This window comes from Devosia sp. CN2-171 (assembly GCF_049354815.1).
In the GTDB taxonomy this organism is placed as follows: Bacteria; Pseudomonadota; Alphaproteobacteria; order Rhizobiales; family Devosiaceae; genus Devosia_A.
Genome location: NZ_CP186479.1, coordinates 2,091,664 through 2,114,258 on the forward strand (window position 1 = coordinate 2,091,664; position 22,595 = coordinate 2,114,258).

Below are 22,595 nucleotides of genomic sequence, written 5' to 3' on the forward strand. Positions count from 1 at the left end.
AGTAACCCCAACCCCGACGGAGAAAATGGACGACACATCGAAGGACTCCGGCGCCGCCGTCGCCTCGCTGATGGAACAGGTGCTCTACGAGGTGAAGAAGGTCGTGGTCGGACAGGACCATTTCCTCGAACGGGTGCTGGTCGCATTGCTCGCCAAGGGGCACCTGTTGGTCGAGGGCGTGCCGGGCCTCGCCAAGACGCTCACAGTCAACACGCTGGCCGAGGCGATCGGCGGCCAGTTCAAGCGCGTGCAGTTCACGCCGGATCTCGTGCCGTCCGATCTCGTCGGCACCCGCATCTACAGCCAGAAGTCCGGTGATTTCACCACTTCGCTGGGCCCGGTGTTCTGCAACCTGCTGCTTGCCGACGAAATCAACCGCGCGCCGGCCAAGGTGCAGAGCGCACTGCTCGAAGTGATGCAGGAGCGCCAGGTCACCATTGCGGGCGAAACCCACAAGGTGCCCAACCCGTTCGTCGTCATGGCGACCCAGAATCCGATCGAGACCGAGGGCACCTATCCGCTGCCCGAGGCGCAGGTCGACCGGTTCATGATGAAGGTCCTCGTCGGCTATCCGAGCGAAGAGGAGGAATTCGTCATCGTCTCGCGCGTCACCGGCCTCATGCAGGCGGTGACGCGAGTGGCGACCACCGAGCAACTCGTCGCGCTGCAGGCCAAGTGCCACAAGCTGTTCGTCGATCCGTCGCTGATCACCTTCGCGGTGAAGGTGGTGGCAGCGACACGCAATCCCGCTTCCGTGGGTCTCGGCGACATGCAGCGCTTCATCACTTATGGCGCCAGCCCGCGCGCGACGATCAGCATGATCGAGGCCGGACGGGCGCTCGCGTTCCTGCGCGGCCGCGAATACGTGCTGCCCGAGGATGTGATCGACGTGATCGGCGACGTGATGCGGCACCGGCTGGTGCTGAGCTACGAAGCGATCTCGGAATCGATCACCCCCGACGACATCGTCGCGCAGGTGCTCAAGGCCGTTCCCGCCCCCGAAAAACCCCTGGAGGCGCATGTCCGCATCGCCGCGACAGGCTGAGAAGCTCCTCGGCCGCCTCGAATGGACGGTGATCCGCCGGCTCGACGGATTGCTGCAGGGCGACTATCGCACGCTGTTCCGCGGCTTCGGGCTCGATTTCGCCGACCTGCGCGAATACCAGGCGCATGACGATGTACGTCACATTGACTGGAACGTGACGGCGCGCACGCAGGTGCCGCATGTGCGGGTCTACAATGAGGACCGCGACGTCACGGCGTGGTTCCTGCTCGACCTCTCGCCGTCGGTGGATTTCGGCTCGACCGAGATCACCAAGCGCCAGGTGCTGACCGAGTTCACCGCGGTCGTGTCGCGCCTCCTCGCCCGGCAGGGCAACAAGGTTGGCGCCATCCTCTTCAACGGGCAGTCGGACCTCGTGATCCCGCCGCATGCGGGGCGGCGGCACATCCTGCATGTCCTCGATAAAGTAATGACCAATCCGCGCCTGCTGCGCTCGCCGGAGACCGACCTCAACGCCTTCCTCGGCCGGGCGCTGAGCGTGATCCGGCGCCGCTCGATCTGCTTCGTCGTCTCCGATTTCGTCTCCAAGCCCGGCTGGGAGACCGGCCTGTTCCAGCTCAGCCAGCGCCACGAGGGGATCGCGGTGCGCCTGCTCGATCCGCTCGACATGGCGCTGCCCGACATCGGCATGCTGCTGTTCCAGGATGCCGAGACCGGCGAGCAGATGTTCGTCGATACGGTGGACAAGCGGTTCCGGCGACGGTTCGCGGCGGTGGCGGAACGGAACGAGCAAGCCCTGATGGATGCCTTCGCGGCGGCGGGGCTCGACGTGCTCGAACTTTCAACGACGGACGACCTGGTCGCTGCCGTGCTGCGCTTTGCCAACATGCGCAAGGTGCAGTCGCGGCTCGGTGCGGGTGGCGGCTTGCCGGCGGCGGCAGGCGGATAGACGGCGGGTGACGACATGACTTTCATCTGGATGGATATGCTGTGGCTGTTGCTCCTCGTGCCGCTGCTGGTTGCGGCCTATGTCTTGCTGCTCAGGCGGCGCAAGAGGGCCGCCGTGCGCTACGCCAACCTGGCGCTGGTCAAGCAGGCCATGGGCAAGTCGGTCGGCTGGCGCCGGCATGTGCCCCCCGCCCTGTTCCTTGCTGCGATCACGGTGCTGATCGTCGCAGTCGCCCGCCCGGCGGCGGTGGTGGAACTAGCGTCGGCCCGGGCAACCGTGATCCTCTCGATGGATGTTTCCGGCTCGATGCGCGCCCGCGACGTCGAGCCTTCGCGCATCGTAGCGTCGCAGATCGCCGCGAAGGAATTCATCCGCAGCCAGCCGGCCGATGTGCAGGTCGGCATCGTCGCCTTCGCTTCGGCGGCGGTGCTGGTACAGGCCCCAACCGTCGACCGCGAGGCGCTGTACAACGCGATCGATGCGTTCGACCTCAGGCGCGGTACGGCGGTCGGATCGGGCGTGCTGGTGGCGCTGAAGACCATCTTCCCCGAGGAGGATTTCGACATCGACGGCGATCCGCGCGACGGGCTGGGGCTGCCGAGCTTCAGTTTCGGCGGGGCCTTCGATCAACCTGGCCAGACGACCCAGCCGACTCCGGATGCGCTGCTCTCGGCGAAGGAACCGAAGACCCACATGCCGGTCGAGCCGGGCTCGTACGACAGCGCGGTGGTGATCCTGCTCACCGATGGCGCTACCACGACAGGACCGGATCCGCTGGCGGCGGGGCGGCTCGCGGGTGACTATGGGGTCAAGGTCTATACGGTCGGCTTCGGCTCGGCGAGCGGCGACGTGGTCGATTTCGGCGGCCGCTCGATGCGGGCGCAGCTCGACGAGACGACGCTGCAGGCGATCGCCGACGCGACCGAGGGCGAGTATTACGCGGCGACGAGCGCGACGGACCTGACCGAGGTCTACAAGTCGCTCTCCACCCGTTTGATCAGTGAGAAGAAGCTGACGGAGATCGCCTTCCTCTTCGCCGGCGCCGGCGCGCTGCTGGCGGCACTGGCCGCGGGCCTCTCGCTTTGGTGGTTCGGGCGCATCGCCTAGGCAGCGCCCCCTCCCCTAATACTCGAAGCGATGTGCGGGGCGCAGGGCGCTTCGCCACTTTGTCGCGCTTGCGCCTCCGCCAAATTATGATAATCACAATCATCTTTTAAGACGGACGATCGGGCGGGTGAGCAAGGTGCGGATGCAGGATCAGCGGGAGATAGCAGCGCTACCGAACCAAGCGGTGCCGCTGGACGTGCCGGCGGGGCAACCGGTGTTCACCACGGAGCAGCTGTTCGGCTCGAGCAACGAGATCACCATCGTCCACCAGGGCCAGACCTACCGCCTGCGCACCACGCGGCAGGGCAAGCTTGTCCTCAACAAATAGGAGATGGCCTTGCGCCTCGCCCCCCTGATCGTCACAGCGGCGCTGGCCGCCTCCCCGGTGCTGGCGCAGGAGAGCCCCCCGGCGCCCGGCCTTGCGCTCGAACTGAACGCACTGACCCCGAGCGAGACCGGCTGCCGCGTCACCTTCCTCGCCACCAACAAGCTCGGCACCGAAGTGACGCGCTCGGCCTTCGAGATTGCGCTGTTCGGTACCGGCGGCAGCATCGAGCGGCTGGTGTCGCTCGAGTTCAAGGCCATGCCCGACGGCAAGACGCGCGTGCTGCAGTTCGACATTGGCGAGATCGGCTGCGAGACGCTGAGCCGGGTGCTGATCAACGACATCACCGCCTGCGACGGCGAAGGGCTCGACCCCAAGGTCTGCTACGCGGCGCTGAGCACCGTGTCGCGCCTCGACGCGGTGGAGTTCGGCGTCTGATGGAGACGGTGGTCGAGAGCATCCAGCCGATCGCGGCGGCCCACGACATGTCGATGTTCGCCCTGTTCGTGCAGGCGGACTGGGTGGTGAAATCGGTGATGCTGGGGCTGCTGTTCGCCTCGATCGCCTGCTGGGCGGTGATCATCGCCAAGGCCGCTGCCTATGCGCAGGCGCGGCGGGAGATGAAGAGCTTCGACAGGGTATTCGCCTCCGGCGAGCCGCTCGGTGCGATCTATACCCGCATCAAGGACAGACCGCGCCAGGGGCTGGGCGCGCTGTTCGCCGCCGCGATGGAAGAGTGGAACGGCTCGCATGCCGACAATGCGGCCAACGCCGCGGGCCTGCAGGCGCGCATACGCATCGTGCTCGATACGACGGTTGCGGCGGAGAGCGAGAAACTCGACCGGAACCTGGGGTTGCTCGCCACGGTCGGCAGCGCTGCCCCGTTCATCGGCCTCTTCGGTACGGTGTGGGGCATCATGAATGCCTTCACCTCGATTGCCGCCGCCAAGTCGACAAGCCTTGCGGTCGTGGCGCCGGGTATCGCCGAGGCGCTGTTCGCCACCGCCCTCGGCCTCCTCGCGGCCATTCCGGCGGTGATCGCCTACAACAAGCTCTCGAGCGATTCCGGGCGGATCATCGCGCGCTTCGAAGCCTTCGCGGATCGTGTCTCGGTCCTCCTCTCCCGCCAGCTCGACGCCAGGGGGAACGGCTGATGAGCATTTCGCTGCAGGGCGGACGTGGGCGGCGCGGTGGACGCGCGCCGATCGGCGATATCAACGTGACGCCGCTGGTCGACGTGATGCTGGTGCTGCTGATCGTGTTCATGGTCACGGCGCCGCTGCTCGCGACCGGCGTGCCCATCGACCTGCCGCAGACCAGCGCGCCGGAACTGAAAGTCGATACGGCCAAACCGCTGACCGTCTCAATCAATGCCAAGGGCGAGATCTATCTCGGCGAGGACCAGATCACGGTCGATACGCTGCTCGCTTCCGTCGCGACCGAAGCCGGTGAAGCGGGCAAGGAACAGCGCATCTACCTCCGCGGTGACGCGGATGCCGATTACGGGCTCATCATGGAAGTGATGGGCGCGCTGTCGGGTGAAGGCTATGCGCGCATCGGCCTCATCACGCGGCAGCGCGAGGGCTGACGATGCGCAAGGCCATGGCGGCATCGGCGCTCATCCACCTCGGCCTCATCGCCGGGGCCTGGGCGGCGTTGAACATGCCGCCGGTGGTCGATGAAGCCGACGCGGAGTCGGTCTCGGTCAGCGTCATCTCGATGGACATGGTTTCGACCGAGCCGAGCGAAGTGGTGACGCAGACGAACCGGAACCTGGTTTCGGCCGGCGAAGACCATGAGGCCATGGACGTGCCAGAGGTGGTCGAGGCGCAGCAAGTGACCGCGGATGTGGCGGAAACGGCAGACATCGCGCTACCCAAGAAGGTGGCGGAAGCTGAGCAGGAAGTCGCTGCAGCGCCTGCTGCGGCCGAGACCAGTGAGACGGACGAACTGGTTTCGGCGGTGGTGCTGACTGCCGCCACCGAGACGAGACAACCGATCGCGGCCGCGATCCCCCAGGTGACGAGCGAGGCCGCAACCATCGTCGTGGATACGGTGAAGCCATCGCGGTCCGACCCACTCGAGCAATTGCGGACGGCTTCGATCAGCGAACTCACTCCTCCCGAGCCGGTCCAGAAGCTGCCCGAGACGCTGGCAAAACCGGTCGAGGCGATCAAGCCGGTACAGGAAGCAAACCTCTCGCCGACGATAGCGGAAGTCGAGGAAACGGCCGAGGCCGTGCCGGTACCCCTGCCCCGCATCGTGCGGAAACCGGTGGAGGAGCCGGCCGAGCCGAAGCAGGCGGAGCCCAAGCCTAAAGAGCAATCCAAGAAGAAGGCCGAGCCTTCCAAGAAGCCGGCCGAAGCCAAGCCGCAGAAGCAGGCACCGAGCAAGCAGGCTAATCTCGGCAACGGCGGCAATGCCGAAGCCGACGCGGCGGCAAGTTCCAAATCCGGCGGTGGCAAGGGCAAGAAGGATAATGGCGGCAGTGCTGCGGCCAGCAAGTACCCAGGCCTCGTGCAGGCCAAGGTCACCCGCGCGGCAAGATACCCGGCCAAGGCAAAGGGCAAGGATGGCGAAGCGTTAGTGAGCTTTGTCGTTGGTTCCGGTGGTAACGTGTCGAAGGTTGCCCTGGCGCGGAGTTCGGGAAACGGCGTGCTGGACGACGCGGCCGTTGCAGCGGTGAACCGCGCAGCGCCGTTCCCGCCCATTCCCGAGGCGGCCGGACGATCGAGCTGGGCTTTCACCGTGCCCGTTTATTTCAAGAAGTAGGCTTCGGAGAGCGCGATGCAGGACGAGGACAAGAAGGACGTGCGGCAGGCGACGACGCCGGAAGCGGTGCGGCAGGCCAAGGGGCTGATCCGCACGGCGCGTTCAGGGGTGCTGGCGACCGTTGCGCCAGGCACCGGCTGGCCGATCGCGACGCGCGTCGGGCTCTCCACCGATATCGACGGGACGCCGGTGATCCTGACCTCGAGGCTCGCCGCACACACTCCGGCGCTGCTCGCTGATCCGCGCTGCTCGTTGCTGGTCGGCACACCCGGCAAGGGCGATCCGCTGGCGCATGCCCGCATCACCATCGCCTGCGAGGCACATGAGATCGAGCGCGACAGCGACGAGCACAAGCGCGTCGACCACCGCTACCTCTGCCACCAGCAGAAGGCCGAGCTCTATTCGAGCCTGCCCGACTTCCGCTACTTCCGGCTCGAGGTGCAGAGCGCAGCGCTCAATGCCGGGTTCGGCAAGGCGTTCGACCTGACCCGAGCCGACCTGATCAATGCCAACCCGGCCAGTCCGGAACTGGCAGCGGCGGAAGCTGATGCAGTCGAGCACATGAACGACGACCACGCCGAAGCGGTGGCGATGTACGCCGAGTATTTCGCCAAGGCCCCGGCAGGCAACTGGCGGCTCTGCGGCATCGATGCCGAGGGTATCGATATCGTCGATGGCGACGACATCCGGCGGGTGTGGTTCGAGACCGAACTCACCTCCAGCCACGACATGCACATGACCCTGGTCCGCATGGCCGGCGAAGCCCGCCGGGGTCTCGACCGACCGCTCAAGGACGCGCGCGCCGGCCACTAGGCTGCGTCCGCCGATGTTCTGGCTCAGGTCGTATTTCCAGCTGTCGAATGGCCTTCGTCTCGTTCGACCAGTTGCGCCAGGCAGCCGGTCGGAGGACGTTGAGGCATGGAATTTCGCGATGACACGCTCGAGCAGTTCGCGGCGGCAGGGGCGCCTGCGCTCCCTGCGACGGATATAGCCGGTTTCACCGAGACGGACGGTGCTCGCATCTGGTCGGCGAGCTACGGAGCCGGGGCGCCAGTGATCCTCCTGCATGGCGGCATGGGCAATGCCGGCAACTGGGGACACCAGGTTCCGGTGCTGGTCGAAAACGGCCGGCGGGTGATTGTTATCGACAGTCGCGGACATGGACGCAGCAGCTGGGATGGGCGGCCGTTCAGCTATGTCCAGCTGGCAGACGATGTGCTGGCGGTGATGGACGCGCGACAGGTCGAAAGCGCGCCGATCATCGGGTGGAGCGACGGCGCCTGCACCGGACTCGCCATGGCCCGGAAACAGCGCGAGCGGGTGAGCGGGGTGTTGTTCTTTGCCTGCAATGTCGACGAAACCGGCACGCATCCGTTCGAGTTCACGGAGCGGATCGGGCGCTGCCTCACGCGCCACAAGGCGGACTATGCGGCGCTGTCGCCGACGCCGGAGCGGTTCGACGAGTTCAGCGAAGCGCTGGGCGTGATGCAGCGCACTCAGCCAAGCTATTCGGCCGGGAACCTGGCGGAAATCGACGTGCCGGTGCTGGTGGTGCAGGCAGAGTTCGACGAGTTCATCCGGCCCGAGCATGCCGAGTACCTGGCGCGGACGCTGCCGCGGGCCGGACTGATGATGCTCGGCGGCGTCAGCCACTTCGCCCCGGTCCAGCGGCCAGCCCAGTTCACCGCGGTGGTGGTGGACTGGCTGGACTCGCTGAATCCCTAGCGCCGGTTACAGCGGCAACCGGTTGGCGTGCGGGGGTTCGAACTCGGCCTGGCCGAACGTGCCGGGCAGGTTGATGTTCATCCACTCGTAGGGGTAGCCGAGTTTCAGCGGCATGGCGTCGGTGAGCTTCTGCCTGATATCCTCGGGCAGGTCGAAATCGCCGGCCAGCATGTTCTCTTCGACCTGCTCGACACGACGGGCGCCGATGATGGCGGCGGTGACGCGCTTGTCGCCGAAGAGCCAGCTGAGCGCGACCTGGCTCGGGGTCTTGCCGAGGTCCTTCGCCGTCTCGACGACGAGGTCGATCATCTTGAGCGAATCCTCAAACCAGTAGCGCGGCAGCGTGATGGCGGCCTGGATGCCGATGCGGGACTTCTCATCCGGCTTGTCGTCGCCGCGATATTTGCCGGTCAGCATACCGGCGGCGAGCGGGCTCCAGCAGATCATGGCGAGGCCCTGGTCGTCGCAGGCGGGCAGGATCTCGCGCTCGATGTCGCGGCGGACGAGGTTGTAGAGATGCTGCGCCGAAACCAGCGGCTCATAGCCCTTGAGCGCGGCGACGCCGTTGGTCTTGGCGATCTGGAAGCCATAGAAATTGGAACAGCCGAGATAGCGGATCTTGCCGGCGCGGATCAGGTCGTCGGCGGCGCGGAGGCTCTCCTCGATCGGGGTGTAGGGGTCTGGCCCGTGGAATTGGTAGAGGTCGATATAATCGGTATCGAGCCGCTTGAGGCTCGCCTCGCAGGCCTCGACGATGTTCTTCCGGCTGAGGCCGCGGGCGGTGATTGCCTTGTCGGACGGGAACCAGCACTTGGTGGCGACGACGAGGTGCTCGCGGTCGTAGTCCTTGAGCGCCACGCCCAGCATCTTCTCGGACTCGCCGTTCGAGTAGCTGTTGGCGGTGTCGATGAAGTTGCCGCCGCCCTCGATGAACTTCTTGACGATTGCGCTCGAGCCTTCCTGGTCGCAGCCCCACTGGGTGTTGCCGAAGGTCATGGTGCCCAGGCACAGGCGCGAAACGAGCAAGCCGGAACGGCCGAGATAGCGGTACTTCATCGATTATCCTCCACGCGACGCGAAACGCAGGCCGCGCCGTCCGGGCGCGATGGAACATGACCGCGGCGCGCACGTAAAGCGGTCCATCAGTCGAAGGTCAGGCCGGCTCGTGTCTGACCGGTGTCGCCTCGATGGTCGTATTGCCAAGCCCTTCACATTGCTGAAGATAGCAAAATCCGTTGCAGTCGGCATGACCGCTGCGTGAGGGAACGGAAACAGGGGGGACGTCCATGAAGCTTGGTATCCTGACCGCGCCGTTTGCCGACACATCGCTCGATGCGGTCGCGGACTGGTCGCGCTCGGTTGGGTTCGAGGCGCTGGAGATCGCCTGCTGGCCCCGCAGTTCAGGCCCGACGCGCCGCTATGCCGGTACCAGCCATATCGATGTCGCCAATCTCTCGGCCGCCGAGGGCAAGGACATCACGGCCGGGCTCACTGCCAAGGGCATCGGGATTTCGGCGCTCGGCTATTACCCCAATCCGCTGCATCCCGATGCAAGCCACCGTACGGCCGTGGCCGATCACCTGAAGCTGGTGATCAGCGCTGCGGCCAAGATGGGTGTCGGGCTGGTCAACACGTTCTGCGGCGGCGATGCCAAGAAGACGCTCGACGAGAACTGGGCCGATGCCGAGAAAGTCTGGCCAGCGATCATCGCCCACGCCAAGGCCGAGGGCGTGCAACTCGCCTTCGAGAACTGCCCGATGATCTTCAGCCACGACGAATGGCCGGGCGGGCACAATATCGCCTATTCGCCGAAGATCTGGCGCCGCATCCTCGACACCTGGGATGGCGCGATCGGCATGAATTTCGATCCATCGCACCTCGTCTGGCAGATGATCGATCAGGGCCGCTTCATCCGCGAGTTCGGTGCGCATATGCGCCATGTCCACGCCAAGGACCTGATGATCGACCGCGACGGGCTCTACGAGAATGGCATCATGTCGGCCGGCATGGGCTGGCAGGTGCCGCGCATGCCGGGGCTCGGCGAGGTCAACTGGGGCGAGTTCTTTTCGGCGCTCTATCGCGTCGGCTATGATGGTCCTGTCATCATCGAGCACGAAGATCGGCGCTTCGAGGGGACCGACGGAAAAGTGAAGCGAGGATTCCTGCTCGCGAGGGATATCTTGCAGCCGTATGTAAAGTAACGGCAATCTGACAACGCGAGTTTTTGGGAGGAGACTATACTCATGCGTATTTCACTGAAGACTATTCTGCCCGTTCTGCTGGCCGGCACTACCCTTGCGGCGGCGCCGAGCGCCTTCGCAGCGGGTCCGTACACCATCGGCGTCTCGAACACGGTGGCCGGCAACGGCTGGCGCGAGGAAATGATCTGCTCGATCAAGGCGCAAGCTCTCGCCTCGGGTGAAGTCTCGTCGCTCAACATCGCCCACCGCAACACCGACGCGGCCGGCCAGCTCGAAGACATCCGCAACCTGATCAGCGCCAAGGTCAACGCCATCGTCGTCAACCCGTCCGATCCGGCCGGCATCCAGGCGGCGCTCGCTGAAGCCAGCGCGGCGGGCATCGTCGTGGTGGTCGTCGACCAGAACGTCACCGAGCCGACCGCCTACATCCTGCAGAACAACCAGGAACAGTATGCCTATCTCGGCGCCAAGTGGCTGTTCGAGCAGATGGGCGGCAAGGGTAGCGTGGTCTACATGCGCGGCGCTGCCGGCGCTTCGGCCGATACCGACCGCGACCGCGGCTTCAAGAAGGCCCTCGCCGAGTTCCCGGACGTGAAGGTCGCCCAGGAGACGTTCACTGGCTGGCAGCAGGACCAGGGCAAGCAGCAAATCCTCGACTACATCGCCACGGGCATTCCGTTCGATGGCATCTGGACCTCGGGCATCGACAACGTCATCGTCGACGCGCTGGTTGAATCCGGTGCGCCGCTGGTACCGGTGGTCGGCGCCGATAACGCGGGTTTCGTCGGCCAGCTCAACTCGGTCGAAGGCCTCAAGGGCGCGGCGGTCACCAATCCGGGTTCCGTGGGTGGTGCAGGCGTGACGCTGGCGCTGCAGATCCTCAACGGCCAGAAGCCGGCCAGCCAGTCCGTGCTGGTCGACCCCTCGCTGTGGGAGAACGTGACCGACGCGGGCAAGGCCCAGCTCAAGGCAGCCGCCGATCCGTCGCTGAGCCCCGAATGGCCGGTGTCGATCTCGATCCCGGGCTGGACCACCTACACCAAGGAACAGATCGTCGCCTGCAAGGGCCCGGGCGAGTAAGCTAACCTGATGACGCCTTTGGGGAGAGACGACGGGCAGCCCTCGTCCCTCCCCTTTCAGTATCCGGGGGCCGCGTGACGACGGAATCGCTTCTCGACGCCACGGGCGTCGCCAAGACTTACGGTGCCGTGGTGGCGCTGCGCGACGCATCGCTGCAGGTTCGGCCGGGCGAAGTTCACGCGCTCATGGGCGCCAACGGCGCCGGCAAATCCACGCTGGTCAAAATCCTCACCGGAGCGATCAAGCCGACCGCCGGCCGCATGCTGCTGCGCGGGGTGGAGACGCAGGTCGGCTCGCCGGCCGAAGCGCGCCGCGCCGGGCTGGTGCCGGTGTACCAGGAACCCTCACTGATCCCCGATCTCGACGTGCTGCAGAACTTGAGGCTCACGCGCACGCCGGTCGAGGCCTTTCGTGGCTGGGTGAAGGAACTCGGGGTCGACGACCTCGACCTCGGCACGACGGCGCGCGATGTGCCGCTCGCCATCCAGCGTGTGCTCGATCTCGCCCGCGCGCTCGCCGTCGAGCCCGATGTGCTGCTGCTCGACGAGATGACCGCCGCGCTCCCCGCCAACCTCGCCGAACGCGTGCTCGAGGTGGTGAAGGCGCAGAGCAAGACCGGCCGGTCCGTCATCTTCATTTCGCACCGCTTCGTCGAAATCGCCGCGCTCTGCGACCGGGCCACGGTGCTGCGGGACGGCGAGACGGTCGGCGTCGTCGATATCGTGCCCGGCATCGAGGAAAAGATCGTCGAGCTGATGCTCGGCGAAAAGATCGAGCGCCGCCGCGCTGAAGGGTCGATCAGCGCTGCGCGAGTCACCGAGGCGCAGCCACGGCTCAGCGTGCGGAACCTGCGGCTCGGCACCAAGCTCCACGATGTGTCGTTCGATCTCCACAATGGCGAGGTGGCCGGCGTCGTCGCGCTCGAGGGCCAGGGGCAGGACGAGCTGTTCGCCGCGCTCGCCGGCGCCATCAAGCCGGCCGGCGGGACCATCGAGGTCGACGGCAAGCGGGTCAGCTTCAGCCATCCGCGCGATGCCATCGACGAAGGGCTCGCCTATGTGCCGGGCGACCGCAGCGAAGCGCTGCTGATGCATCGCTCGGTGCGCGAGAACATCGCCCTGCCGTTCAGCGCGCCGGTCAGGCGCTGGGGGCCGATCAATCTCGGACGCGAGCGTTCGGTGGTCGGCGAGGCCATCGGCCGGCTGCAGATCGACACCCGTGCCCAGCGCGAGGCCCAGCGGCTCTCGGGCGGCAACCAGCAGAAGGTAACAATCGCCCGCTGGATCGCGGCGGACGCGCGCACGGTGCTCTGTTTCGATCCGACCCGCGGCATCGACGTGGGTACCAAACAGCAGATCTACGGGCTGATGCGCGAGCTGGCCAACCAGGGCAAGTCGGTGCTGTTCTACACCTCCGAGCTCGCGGAAATTCAGCTGGCCTGCGACCGCGTCATCGTCATCTTTGGCGGCAGGGTCGTAGATGTGATGCCGGTGGAAATCGCCGATGAAGCGGCGCTGACGCGGGCCGCCTACGGCCTCGCGCGGGATGCCGCCGATGTCGGGGTATTGGCAGCACCCGGCACAGGAGCGGCGCCATGAGCGCCTTCATCCGCCGCAACAGCTGGGTGATCGGCCTCTGCGTGCTGTTCATACTGCTGTTCATCGCCACCCGCATCATCCAGCCTCACTACGGCGCCAACGACTTCGGCTCGCTGGTGCGCGCCGTGCTGCCCTATGCCTTTGCGGTCGCGGCGCAGGCGATCGTCGTCATCGCGGGCGGTATCGATCTCTCGGTCGCTTCGATGATGGCGGTGACCAGCGTCACCGCCGCCGTGCTGATGAACGGGGCGAGCGAGGAGTTCGCTATCCTCGTCGTGCCGCTGGTGCTGGCGCTCGGCGTCTGCCTCGGTGCAGTCAACGGCATCCTGATCGTCGTGACGCGGGTACCCGACATCGTCGTGACCCTCGCCATGCTGTTCGTGTTCCAGGGCGTGGCGCTGCTGATCCTCGCCTCACCCGGCGGCGGCGCGGCACTGTGGCTGAAGGCGACGGTCGTCGGCACGCTGCCAATCCCCGGTGTGCCGCCAGAGATTACGGCCTGGATTCCCAGCGCGCTGATCCTCCTGATCGCCTGCCTCGCCCTCGTCTGGATCCCGCTGAAGCGTTCGCGCCTCGGGCTTTCGATCTACGCCATCGGCTCGAACGAACTCGCCGCCTATCGCAGCGGCGTGCCGGTAGCGCGCACCAAGATCGCGGCCTACGCGCTCGCCGGGCTCTTCGCCGCGATGGGTGGGCTGTCCCTGACCATGAGCACTGGCATCGGCGCACCGATCCCCGGCCCCTACCTCCTCGCCAGCGTCGCGGCGGTCGTTCTCGGCGGAGTCGTGCTCGGCGGTGGGCGCGGTGGTCTCGTCGGCCCGATCGTTGCGGTGTTCGTGCTGCGGCTGGTGCGGACCGATCTCACACTGCTCTCCGTCGATCCCAATGTCGCCACCATCGTCGAGGGCACCATCATGGTGGTGGTGGTGATGCTCGGCGCCTTCCTTGCCATGAGGGCACGCTCGCCATGACCATGGTTGCCCCTGCCCCGGTTTCGTTCGGCCGCCGCCTCAAGCGCTTCATGAGCGATTATCCGATCGTGCCGCTGGTGATCCTGCTCGCCGCGCTGGTCGCGTTCCTCCAGATCATGCAGCCGGGCATCGTCAATGCGCGGTGGATCGCCAGCACGATCCAGTTCGCCATTCCGCTGGCGCTGCTCGCCGGCTGCCAGACCATGACGATGCTGACCGGCGGTATCGACATGTCGGTCGGCACGGTCGCGACGGTCAGCGCGTTCGTGCTGACGACGCAGGTGGTGCACAACGATCCGGCCGTTGCCTTTGCGCTCGCCATGCTGCCGGCTATCCTTGTTGGGCTCGCCAACGGCATCGGCGTCGGCATCTTCCGCGTGCATCCGCTGATCATGACGCTCGGCACCGGGCTCGTCGCCTTCGGTAGCCTGCAGGTCTACCAGCGCACCGTGATCGCCACCGGCTTCCTCGTGCCGGATTGGCTGAAGTGGCTCGGCACGGGCCTCAGCTACGGCGTGCCGAATTCGCTCTTGGTATTCGTGCCGCTGGCGGCGCTGATCATCTTCACCCTGCGCTACACCGGCTTCGGCCGCCTGCTCTACGCGGTAGGCGACAACGAGAAAGCATCACGCCTCTCGGGCGTCAAATACTGGCAGGTGATCCTGACGCTCTATGTCAGCTCCAGCATTCTCGCGGGCATCACCGGCATGCTCTATATCGGGCTGATCAAGGCCGCCTCGCTGACGCTGGCCGAGCCGCTGCTGCTGCCCGCCGTTGCCGCGACCGTCATCGGCGGCACCTCGATCTTCGGTGGGCGTGGCGGCTATGTCGGCACTATCGTGGGGGCGCTGATCCTCCGCGTGATCACCACGATCCTGACGATCCTCCAGATCCCCGAGGGGGCCCGGATGATCATCTTCGGGCTGATCATCCTCTTCGTCACCGCCGCCTATCTCCGCATTATCGAGGACCGCTGAATGGTCTACGCAACGGCCGACGGCCGCGCCGCCGAGAAACTGCGCGTCGGCATGGTGGGCGGTGGGCGCAACGCCTTCATCGGCGCCGTGCATCGCTTCGCCATGCGCCTCGACGACCAGATCAGCCTCGTCGCCGGTGCGCTTTCGTCGGACCCGGAGAACGCAGCGGTGTCGGCAGCGGAAATCGGTATCGCGCCCGATCGCAGCTATGCCGATTGCCGGCAGATGGCCGAAGCCGAGGCCAAGCGCGCCGACGGCATCGAAGCGGTGGTGATCGTGACGCCGAACCACCTGCATGCGCCCATCGCCACGACCTTCCTCGAAGCCGGCATCGACGTCATCTGCGACAAGCCGCTGTCGGCGACGCTGCCCGAAGCCGAGGCGCTGGTGGCACTGGCCGATCGCCTCAATCGCAAGCTGCTCGTGACGCTCAACAACACCGGCTACGCCATGGTGCGGCAGGCCCGCGAGATGGTTGCGGCCGGCGAATTGGGTCGGCTGGTCTCGGTGCATGCCAGCTACATCCAGGACTGGCTGACGCTCCCCGTCGATGCCGATGGCAACAAGCAGGCCGAATGGCGCACCGACCCGGCGCGGGCGGGCGAATCGGCAGTTCTCGCCGATATCGGCGTCCACGCTTTCAACCTCGCCGCCTTCGCCTCAGGCCTCGATGCCGAGGCGGTGGCGGCCGACCTCTTCACCGCCGTGCCGGGCCGCCGCCTCGACGACAACGCCCATGTGCTGATGCGCTGGAGCGATGGAGTGCGCGGCACGCTCGTCGCCAGCCAGACCTCGCCCGGCCATTACAACGACCTCTCCGTTCGCATCTATGGCGATAAAGCCGGGCTAGAGTGGTACGGCGGCCGCCCCGAGGAACTGCGCTTCTCGCGCTATGGCGAGGAGAGCCGCACCATCATCCGTGGCGGCGCCGGTTCCGGTCCCGAAGCCCAGCGCGCCTCGCGCATGCCGGCTGCGCATCCGGAGGGCTATATCGAGGCCTTCGCCAACTACTACCGCGACGCCGCCGCCATCATCCGCGCCCACCGTTCGGGCGAGACGCCCGACCCAAGACTCGTCGCGCTCGTCCCGGATGTCCGCGCCGGTGCCCGCGGCGTCCGCTTCGTCAATGCAGCAGTGCGGTCGGCGGCTGCCAGTGGTGCCTGGACCGAACTCGGCAGCTGACGCGCCCAATCTTTGACCAGCGTTGCCGATAAACTCGGCATGATCCTTGTCGGTCGGAGCCGTTGAGCCGCGGAAAACCGCCGCCAAAGCCGCTGGCACGCGGATTGCATCACTGGTTCCGAGTTGGCGGCTAGGGTTCCGGCGAAAGCGTCTGGTCCGAGAGCTGCCACTGGCCGGGAGAGACATCCCGCCAGGTGCACGGCGGGACAAAAGCCCGGGAGACCTCGTTAGCCAAGGGATTGGCGAGCGCAGCGTCTCGTCATCCCTCAACCTGAGGGAGCAATGACTCTTCCAGCGATGTCTACCGTATCCGAGGTCCCCGTTCTTTCCATCCGCGGCCTCCACGTCCGGTTGAGCCGCGACGGCCGCGCCAACACCGTGCTCGACGGGATCGACTTCGATCTCGCCCCCGGCGAAGTCGTCGCGCTGGTGGGCGAAAGCGGCTCGGGCAAATCCACCATCGGACTCACCCTGCAGGGCCTCCTCCCCGACGAGGCGCAGCCCGATGTCTCCGGCAGCATCCGGCTAGCCGGTCGTGAGATCGTCGGCGCGAAGCCGCATGAGTTGCGCGATATCCGCCGCAGTCTCGTCCGCGCCGTGCCGCAGGATCCGATGGGTGCACTCAACCCGACAATGAGCATCGGCGCGCAGTTGCGCGAGAGCGGGCTCGGCGCCGACGAAGTGCTCGAGTGGCTGGCCCGCACCGGCCTGCCCGACCCCAGGCGCATCGCCGCCGACATGCCGCACCGCCTGTCCGGCGGCCAGCGCCAGCGCGTGTTGATTGCGATGAGCATGGCGGCCCGCCCCCGCGTGCTGATCGCCGACGAACCGACGACGGCGCTCGACGTCACCGTGCAGGCGCAGATCCTCGCCCTGCTCCGCGATCTCGCCCGCGAGCACAACACCGCCACCCTGTTCATCACCCACGATCTCGCCGTCGCGGCGGAACTCGCCGACCGGGTGATGGTGCTCTATGGCGGGCGGGTCGCCGAAGTCGGCGATACGCGTGCGCTGATCGCCGCGCCGTCGCACCCGTACTCGGCGGGCCTGCTCTCGGCTCGCTTCGACCTCGATTCCGATCGCAGCCGCCAGCTCGGCACGCTCGCCTCGGAGCAGCTGCGAGCGCGGCCGAGCGGCGCGCACTGCAGCTACGTCACCCGCTGCCCCCTGGCCGAAGCCGAGTGTTCCGAGCGCCGGCCCGACCTCGTGCGCCGGCAGGATGGGCGGCAGGTCGCGTGCTTCCAGTCCAATCGGGTGCCCGACCTGATGGCCCGGGTGCGGGAAGCTCCAGCATGGCCGCCCGCGACAGCCGGCGAAGCCAATGCCCTCGAGCTCTACCACATCAAGAAGAGCTTCGGCCCGAAGCGCGGGCTCCTGCGTCCGGCCCGTCAGACCCAGGTGCTCGCCGGCATCGACCTCCGCATCCAGCAGGGCGAGTGCGTCGCGCTGGTGGGCGAAAGCGGCTCGGGCAAATCGACCCTGCTCCGCATCGCGGCGGGGCTCCTCGCCCCCGACGAGGGCGACGTCTCGTGGTTCGGCGGTATCCCGCCGCAAGTGGTGTTTCAGGACGCCGTGGCCGCGCTAACGCCCTGGCTCACGGTGGGAGAACAGATCCGCGATCGCCTCCGCCCGCTCGGCCTCAGCCGGCACGAGCAGGACAAGAAGATTGCCGAGGCGCTGAAGCTGGTCGGTGTCGATCCGGCGCTGCAGCACGCGCTGCCGAGCGAACTCTCGGGCGGCCAATGCCAGCGCATCACCGTGGCGCGTGCGGTGGTCGTGCCGCCAAAGCTGCTGCTCTGTGACGAGCCGATCAGCGCCATGGACGTGTCGCTCGCGGCGCAGACGCTGAACCTCCTCGGGAGTCTCCGCCGCAGCATGGGCATGGCCATGCTGTTCGTCACCCACGACCTCGCCGCGGCCCGGCTGATCGCCGATCGCATCGCGGTACTGGAGAAGGGCCATCTCGTCGAGATCGGCGAGCCAGACCAGGTGATTTCCGCACCACGGGCGCCCTACACGAAAATGCTGGTCGGCGCCGTGCCGCGGCTCGCCAGCTGACCGAGACCGACAATGGCCCTCGCAACCGAACATTCCGCCCCCACGACCCCACCCGCCTTCGCCTGGCTCCGCCGCGTCGGCTGGCTCGAGCGCATCGGCCTTGCCGGTGTGCTCGTCATCACGCTCATCGCCATCTTCGGCCCGTTCTTCGTGCCCTACGATCCCATGTTGCGGGTCGCCGCCGCCTACCTGCCGCCGGACGCGGCGCACTGGTTCGGCACCGACGAGATCGGGCGCGACCTGTTCTCGCGCGTCGTCCTCGGCGTGCGCTACACCTGGCTACCGGGCCTCGCCGTCATCGGCATCGCGCTGGTCATCGGTACGGTGATCGGAGTCTTCGCCGGGATGGTCGGCGGCTGGGTCGATACGTTGCTGCAGCGCGTGGTCGAGCTGTTCCTCGTCCTCCCCTCGACGCTGATCGCGCTCGCCGTGGTCGCAGCGCTCGGTCCCGGCCTCGTCAACACCATGATCGCCATCACCATCTTCTGGTGGCCCTGGTATGCGCGCATGGCCCGCGACGAAGTCCGCCGCATCCGCGCCCGGCCGCATGTCGAGGCGGCGCGTATCGCCGGGGTGAAGGGCCCGCGCCTGATGTTCCGCTACCTGTTGCCGGGCGCCATTCCCGCTCTGGCGGTCGCGGCGACGCTCGATGTCGCCAACATCATCCTCACGCTGTCGGTGATTTCTTTCCTCGGCCTCGGCCTCCCTGCCCCGGCGCCCGAGCTTGGCGCCATGACCTCGCGCTCGGTCGACAGCCTCACCGCTTACTGGTGGCTGCCGATCATCCCGGCGCTGGTGATCTTCGTGATGTCGATCCTTGCCAACCTCGCCGGCGACGGCATCCGCTCCGCCCTTCGAGGTGCATGACATGCTGCCCTATCTCGCCAAACGCCTCGGCGGCCTCGTCCTCGTCCTCGTGGTGATGAGCTTCATCGTCTTCTGCCTGCAAGCGATCATCCCGGCCGACCCGGCCCGCGCCCTTGCCGGCCCTTCCGCGCCCGTCGAAACGATCGAGCGCATCCGCACCGAACTCGGCCTCGACCAGCCATTGCTGGTCCAATACGGGCAGTTCATGAGCCGCCTCGCCCAGGGCGATCTCGGTACCTCGATCCGCACCCGCCAGCCCATCGCGGCCGACGTGCTGAAATACGGCCCGGCCTCGCTCGAGCTGATCGTCTTTGCCATGCTGCTCGGCACTAGCTTCGCCTTCCTCCTTGCGTTTGCGCAGACGACGATGGCCCGCTCGGGCGGCGTACGGCTCGGCATGCTGGCGGCGGGCTCGTTCCCGATCTTCCTGACAGCGCTGCTGCTGGCCTATTTCCTGTGGTTCAAGCTCGGCTGGTTCCCGGGCAGCGGGCGCCTCGATATCCGCCGCTTCACCGGACCCACCGGCTTCTTCGTCCTCGATGGACTGCTGCTCGGGCGGCCGGATATCTCGCTCAATGCGATCTGGCACATGGTGCTGCCCGGGCTGGCGCTATCGGTGCCGATCGCCATTGGCGTTGGGCGGGCGCTCAACTCCGCGCTCGTCGATGTGATGCGCCAGCCTTACATCCGCACGGCGCGCGGCAAGGGCCTCAGCGGCGGCCGCATCTTCTTCCGCCACGGCCTGCGTAACGCTGCCTCTGCACCGCTCGCCATGCTCGGGCTGCAAGTCGGCCTGCTCTACGGGAACCTCTTGATCGTCGAGCGCATCTTCTCGTGGCCGGGGCTTGGGCTCTACACCGTGCAATCCTTCGGAAGCTCCGACCTGCCGGCCGTGCTCGGCATCGCCATGGTGTTCGGGGCGTTCTACATCCTCGTCACCATGCTGGTGGAAGTGCTGCAGTCGGTCGCCGATCCGCGGATCGCGCTCTGACTGATCTTCCCCGGTTGTGGGGGATCAAGAGCGACTTGCGCCTACTGGATGAGCTCTTTCAGCAGATCCCGCAGCGCGGCGGCCTTGTCGCCCTCCAGCAGGTCGACGATGCGCTGTTCCTGGGCCGTCGAGACGCCGCGCAGGCGCTTGAACAGGGCCTTGCCGCCCGGGGCGGTGAGAATGAGGACGCGGCGGCGGTCGTTCGGGTCGGGCGCCCGATAGACGAGGCCCTCGGCCACCATCTTGTCGACGATCTTGGTGAGGGTCGGCGCTTCGATCAGCGATTGCTGGGCGATCTCGCCCATCGCCGCCGGCTCGCTCGCATCGAGCACTTCGAGGATGCGATACTGCTCGATCGGCACGCCGCCCGGGCGCAGACGCTCCTCGAGCTCGGCTTCGAGCTGCCGGTTGATGCTGGCGATCATGTAGGCCAGCTGATCCTTCATCCGCATCTGTGCCAACTCGTCCTCCCGTATTTTCAATAGTCTTCAGTTCAAGTAACGCAGGATGCGCCACTCGCGTTCCGACCTTTGAACAGGAGGTGAGCGAGAGTTGCGCCGAGTCTGGCGTGCGGAATCACCGCACGCCGTCATTGGCGCGTGCATATCACTACGACTTCAGTCTGACAATATTGCCGATGCAACTAAATTGCGGGATCCGGCAGCGGCGTCAGTGCTGCAGCTGCGCGACCACCTGGAGGGTCGCGCCATCGGCCTCGCCGAGATAGACCGGCGGCTTCACGCCGATCGGCTTGTCCTCGAGCATGTGCCGGGCCAGCGGGCGCGACATCGGCCGGGTCAGTTCGCGGGCCAGCGCGCGGCTGTCCAGCGTCCTGAGGTCGCTCGCGAGGCCCGCCAGTACGTGCAGGCCCTCGTAGATACTCACGCTGCCGGCCGAGACCGGCGGCGCAAGGGCGCCGAAGGCCTCGTGGTAGCGCTCGAGGAAACTGTCATTCCGCCGCGAGTGCTGAACGGCGAAGTAGCTCGATGCCGTGAAGAGATTGGTCGTCGCGTCTGCGCCGATGTTGCATACCACGGTCTCATCGACGATGAGACCGAAGCGCAGCATTTTCTGATCGAGCCCGGCAGCTGCGAAGGCGCGGTTGAACTCGACCGAACATTGCCCGACCAGCGCCTGCACCACGACCTGCGCCCCCGAACGGGCGATCTGGCGGATCAGATTCGTGAAATCCTGCGGCTGCGTCGGCACCAGGGCTGCGCCGACGAGGTCGGAGTTCTGCTGGCGCAGCACCCGCTTGGTGGTGCCGAGGGCCATGCGTGGCCAGATGTAGTCGTTGCCGACAAAGAAATAGCGGTCGGCCTGCTTCTCGGTCTTGAGCCAGTTCAGGGATGGGCCGAGCAGTTCACCATCGGTCGAGCCGATGGCGACGGTCGATGGCCCGACCGCGATGCCCTCGTATTGCGAGGTGTAGATGTAGGGCAGACGGGCGCTGACCTGGCGGCTGATCGCATCGCGCAGGTTCGACGTGTGGCTGCCGACGATGGCATCCACGCCTTCCATCTCGATCAGCGTATCAACGGCGTTCAGCGCGACATCGAGGGTGAAGCCGCAATCGCCGAAGACGATCTCCACCTCTTCGCCGAGGATCCCGCCGTTGGCGTTGATTTCGGCGGCGCCCAGCATGGCGGCGGCATCCATGGCCGGAGCCCACATTCCGGCGATTCCGCTTCTCGGATGCAGCATCCCGACTTTCATGCACCCCTCCGCAAGCAGTCCACGAAACTTGCCGCGCGAACGATCATACGGTTCGTGGCGACGGGGCACACTGAACGCTCGTAAACCGCTTGTCAAACGATTGATGCTTTTTTGATCGAATGGTCAACATGCCTAAGGATCAGGCACAACCAGCGTGAAGACTCCACTTGCATTGTTGATATTTTCATATTTGACTATCGGCGATGATATCAATTGGAGACTCGCGATGGACGCCGAGGAGCCGCACGCCCTCGCGGTCAGCCGACGAGAGGCCGAGAGTGGCCTCCATCTCTCCTGAACCGAGACTTTTCCTGAAGCACGAGAGGATACTCTGATGCACAACGTCACCCTTCCCGGCCATATCGTCGAGCGCATGCGCAAGCTGCGCAACGGCAGCGACCACATCTACAGCTCCCTCGATATGAACAAGGTGGCCCATGTCTGCGTCGATATGCAGGTCGGCTTCGTCGAGGTCGGCGCGCCGATCGAAGTGCCGATGACGCGCGAGATCTATGGGACGATCAACACCATCTCCGAGGCAGTGCGGCAGGCGGGCGGGGTGAACGTCTTCACCCGCTACACCTACGACCTCGGCGAAAAACACAGCTGGGAATACTGGTTCGCCACCCTGCCGCCGAGCCAGCGCGACGCGCAGGAGACGATGGCGGCCGGTAAGCCGGACTGGCAAGTCGATCCGCGCATGGAGGTGAAGGCGGGCGACATCATCGTCGACAAGACCCGCTTCTCGGCCCTGATCCCCGAGACCTGCGACATGGATGCGATCCTCAAGCAGAAGGGCATCGACACGCTGATCATTTCGGGCACGCTGACCAATTGCTGCTGCGAAAGCACGGCCCGTGACGCCCTGCAGATGGGCTACAAGGTGATCTTCATGTCCGACGCCAACGCGACGCTGTCGGACGAAGAACATCTCGGCACGCTGATCAGCATGTACACGATCTTCGCCGACGTGATGGACACCCCGTACCTGCTCGACCTGATCGAGAAATCCGCCGTCAAGGCCGCGGCCTGACCCCCAGCGGCCCGGGCCGGCCCTCCCCACCGGGGCCGGC

The 22,595-nt window shown here is 66.3% G+C and carries 23 protein-coding genes and 1 riboswitch; of the genes, 20 read left to right on the plus strand and 3 right to left on the minus strand.

Going from position 1 to position 22,595, the window contains the following annotated elements; genetic code table 11:
• The first annotated feature begins 25 nt into the window (after nt 1–25).
• The 10 genes from ACOYW5_RS10335 to ACOYW5_RS10380 all read left to right on the plus strand — a co-directional run bounded on the left by ACOYW5_RS10335 (nt 26) and on the right by ACOYW5_RS10380 (nt 7,881).
• Nucleotides 26–1,045 carry an AAA family ATPase gene (locus ACOYW5_RS10335; protein ID WP_423069169.1) on the plus strand — a complete coding sequence of 340 codons (1,020 nt, stop codon included), beginning with the start codon at nt 26–28 and terminating at the stop codon, nt 1,043–1,045.
• Nucleotides 1,020–1,952 (plus strand): DUF58 domain-containing protein, encoded by a 933-nt coding sequence (locus ACOYW5_RS10340; RefSeq protein ID WP_423069170.1) that lies wholly within the window; start codon nt 1,020–1,022, stop codon nt 1,950–1,952. Before ACOYW5_RS10335 ends, ACOYW5_RS10340 begins: the two co-directional genes overlap by 26 nt.
• A gap of 15 nt (nt 1,953–1,967) precedes the next feature.
• Nucleotides 1,968–3,059 (plus strand): VWA domain-containing protein, encoded by a 1,092-nt coding sequence (locus ACOYW5_RS10345; RefSeq protein WP_423069171.1) that lies wholly within the window; start codon nt 1,968–1,970, stop codon nt 3,057–3,059.
• Between the two features lie 127 nt (nt 3,060–3,186).
• Nucleotides 3,187–3,387 (plus strand): hemin uptake protein HemP, encoded by a 201-nt coding sequence (gene hemP, locus ACOYW5_RS10350; RefSeq protein WP_423069172.1) that lies wholly within the window; start codon nt 3,187–3,189, stop codon nt 3,385–3,387.
• Between the two features lie 9 nt (nt 3,388–3,396).
• Complete coding sequence (locus ACOYW5_RS10355) at nt 3,397–3,822, plus strand: hypothetical protein (protein ID WP_423069173.1); 426 nt, start codon at nt 3,397–3,399, stop codon at nt 3,820–3,822.
• On the plus strand, nt 3,822–4,538 hold the full coding sequence (gene tolQ / locus ACOYW5_RS10360; protein WP_423069174.1) for a protein TolQ: 717 nt from the start codon (nt 3,822–3,824) through the stop codon (nt 4,536–4,538). Before ACOYW5_RS10355 ends, tolQ begins: the two co-directional genes overlap by 1 nt.
• Entirely contained in the window at nt 4,538–4,972 is a 435-nt protein-coding gene (locus tag ACOYW5_RS10365; protein WP_423069175.1) for an ExbD/TolR family protein, read from the plus strand. The genes tolQ and ACOYW5_RS10365 overlap by 1 nt, the downstream gene beginning before the upstream one ends.
• A gap of 2 nt (nt 4,973–4,974) precedes the next feature.
• Nucleotides 4,975–6,156, plus strand: coding sequence for a TonB family protein (locus ACOYW5_RS10370; protein WP_423069176.1), 1,182 nt, complete (start codon nt 4,975–4,977; stop codon nt 6,154–6,156).
• Between the two features lie 15 nt (nt 6,157–6,171).
• Nucleotides 6,172–6,969 carry a HugZ family protein gene (locus ACOYW5_RS10375; RefSeq protein ID WP_423069177.1) on the plus strand — a complete coding sequence of 266 codons (798 nt, stop codon included), beginning with the start codon at nt 6,172–6,174 and terminating at the stop codon, nt 6,967–6,969.
• 105 nt (nt 6,970–7,074) lie between these two features.
• Complete coding sequence (locus tag ACOYW5_RS10380) at nt 7,075–7,881, plus strand: alpha/beta fold hydrolase (protein ID WP_423069178.1); 807 nt, start codon at nt 7,075–7,077, stop codon at nt 7,879–7,881.
• A gap of 6 nt (nt 7,882–7,887) precedes the next feature.
• Here ACOYW5_RS10380 and ACOYW5_RS10385 read toward each other — a convergent pair whose 3' ends face one another.
• Entirely contained in the window at nt 7,888–8,937 is a 1,050-nt protein-coding gene (locus tag ACOYW5_RS10385) for an aldo/keto reductase (protein ID WP_423069179.1), read from the minus strand.
• A gap of 230 nt (nt 8,938–9,167) precedes the next feature.
• On the opposite strand from ACOYW5_RS10385, the gene ACOYW5_RS10390 reads away from it, so the two are divergent.
• The 9 genes from ACOYW5_RS10390 (at nt 9,168) to ACOYW5_RS10430 (ending at nt 19,806) form a co-directional block, all read left to right on the plus strand.
• Nucleotides 9,168–10,082, plus strand: coding sequence for a sugar phosphate isomerase/epimerase family protein (locus ACOYW5_RS10390; protein ID WP_423069180.1), 915 nt, complete (start codon nt 9,168–9,170; stop codon nt 10,080–10,082).
• 42 nt (nt 10,083–10,124) lie between these two features.
• Entirely contained in the window at nt 10,125–11,162 is a 1,038-nt protein-coding gene (locus ACOYW5_RS10395; RefSeq protein ID WP_423069181.1) for a substrate-binding domain-containing protein, read from the plus strand.
• Nucleotides 11,163–11,236: 74 nt separating this feature from the next.
• The gene (locus ACOYW5_RS10400) at nt 11,237–12,760 is read left to right on the plus strand and encodes a sugar ABC transporter ATP-binding protein (RefSeq protein WP_423069182.1); all 1,524 of its coding nucleotides are present in this window, start codon (nt 11,237–11,239) and stop codon (nt 12,758–12,760) included.
• Nucleotides 12,757–13,731 (plus strand): ABC transporter permease, encoded by a 975-nt coding sequence (locus ACOYW5_RS10405; RefSeq protein WP_423069183.1) that lies wholly within the window; start codon nt 12,757–12,759, stop codon nt 13,729–13,731. The genes ACOYW5_RS10400 and ACOYW5_RS10405 overlap by 4 nt, the downstream gene beginning before the upstream one ends.
• Nucleotides 13,728–14,708 carry an ABC transporter permease gene (locus ACOYW5_RS10410; RefSeq protein ID WP_423069184.1) on the plus strand — a complete coding sequence of 327 codons (981 nt, stop codon included), beginning with the start codon at nt 13,728–13,730 and terminating at the stop codon, nt 14,706–14,708. Before ACOYW5_RS10405 ends, ACOYW5_RS10410 begins: the two co-directional genes overlap by 4 nt.
• Entirely contained in the window at nt 14,709–15,890 is a 1,182-nt protein-coding gene (locus ACOYW5_RS10415) for a Gfo/Idh/MocA family protein (RefSeq protein ID WP_423069185.1), read from the plus strand. It begins immediately after the preceding gene.
• Nucleotides 15,891–16,009: 119 nt separating this feature from the next.
• Nucleotides 16,010–16,113: riboswitch (guanidine-I (ykkC/yxkD leader) on the plus strand.
• A 74-nt stretch (nt 16,114–16,187) separates the two neighbouring features.
• On the plus strand, nt 16,188–17,948 hold the full coding sequence (locus tag ACOYW5_RS10420) for an oligopeptide/dipeptide ABC transporter ATP-binding protein (protein ID WP_423069186.1): 1,761 nt from the start codon (nt 16,188–16,190) through the stop codon (nt 17,946–17,948).
• 12 nt (nt 17,949–17,960) lie between these two features.
• Entirely contained in the window at nt 17,961–18,815 is an 855-nt protein-coding gene (locus ACOYW5_RS10425) for an ABC transporter permease (RefSeq protein ID WP_423069187.1), read from the plus strand.
• Nucleotide 18,816: 1 nt separating this feature from the next.
• Nucleotides 18,817–19,806, plus strand: coding sequence for an ABC transporter permease (locus tag ACOYW5_RS10430; protein WP_423069188.1), 990 nt, complete (start codon nt 18,817–18,819; stop codon nt 19,804–19,806).
• Between the two features lie 41 nt (nt 19,807–19,847).
• Here the strand turns inward: ACOYW5_RS10430 and ACOYW5_RS10435 are convergent, their stop codons facing one another.
• Nucleotides 19,848–20,258: a MarR family winged helix-turn-helix transcriptional regulator gene (locus ACOYW5_RS10435; protein WP_423069440.1), complete on the minus strand. Its 411-nt coding sequence runs from the start codon at nt 20,256–20,258 to the stop codon at nt 19,848–19,850.
• A 217-nt stretch (nt 20,259–20,475) separates the two neighbouring features.
• Nucleotides 20,476–21,522 (minus strand): substrate-binding domain-containing protein, encoded by a 1,047-nt coding sequence (locus tag ACOYW5_RS10440; RefSeq protein WP_423069189.1) that lies wholly within the window; start codon nt 21,520–21,522, stop codon nt 20,476–20,478.
• 334 nt (nt 21,523–21,856) lie between these two features.
• Here ACOYW5_RS10440 and ACOYW5_RS10445 point away from each other — a divergent pair, with 334 nt between their 5' ends.
• A complete protein-coding gene (locus ACOYW5_RS10445) occupies nt 21,857–22,555 on the plus strand; it encodes a cysteine hydrolase (protein WP_423069190.1) in 699 nt (232 codons plus the stop codon).
• Nucleotides 22,556–22,595: the final 40 nt, after the last annotated feature.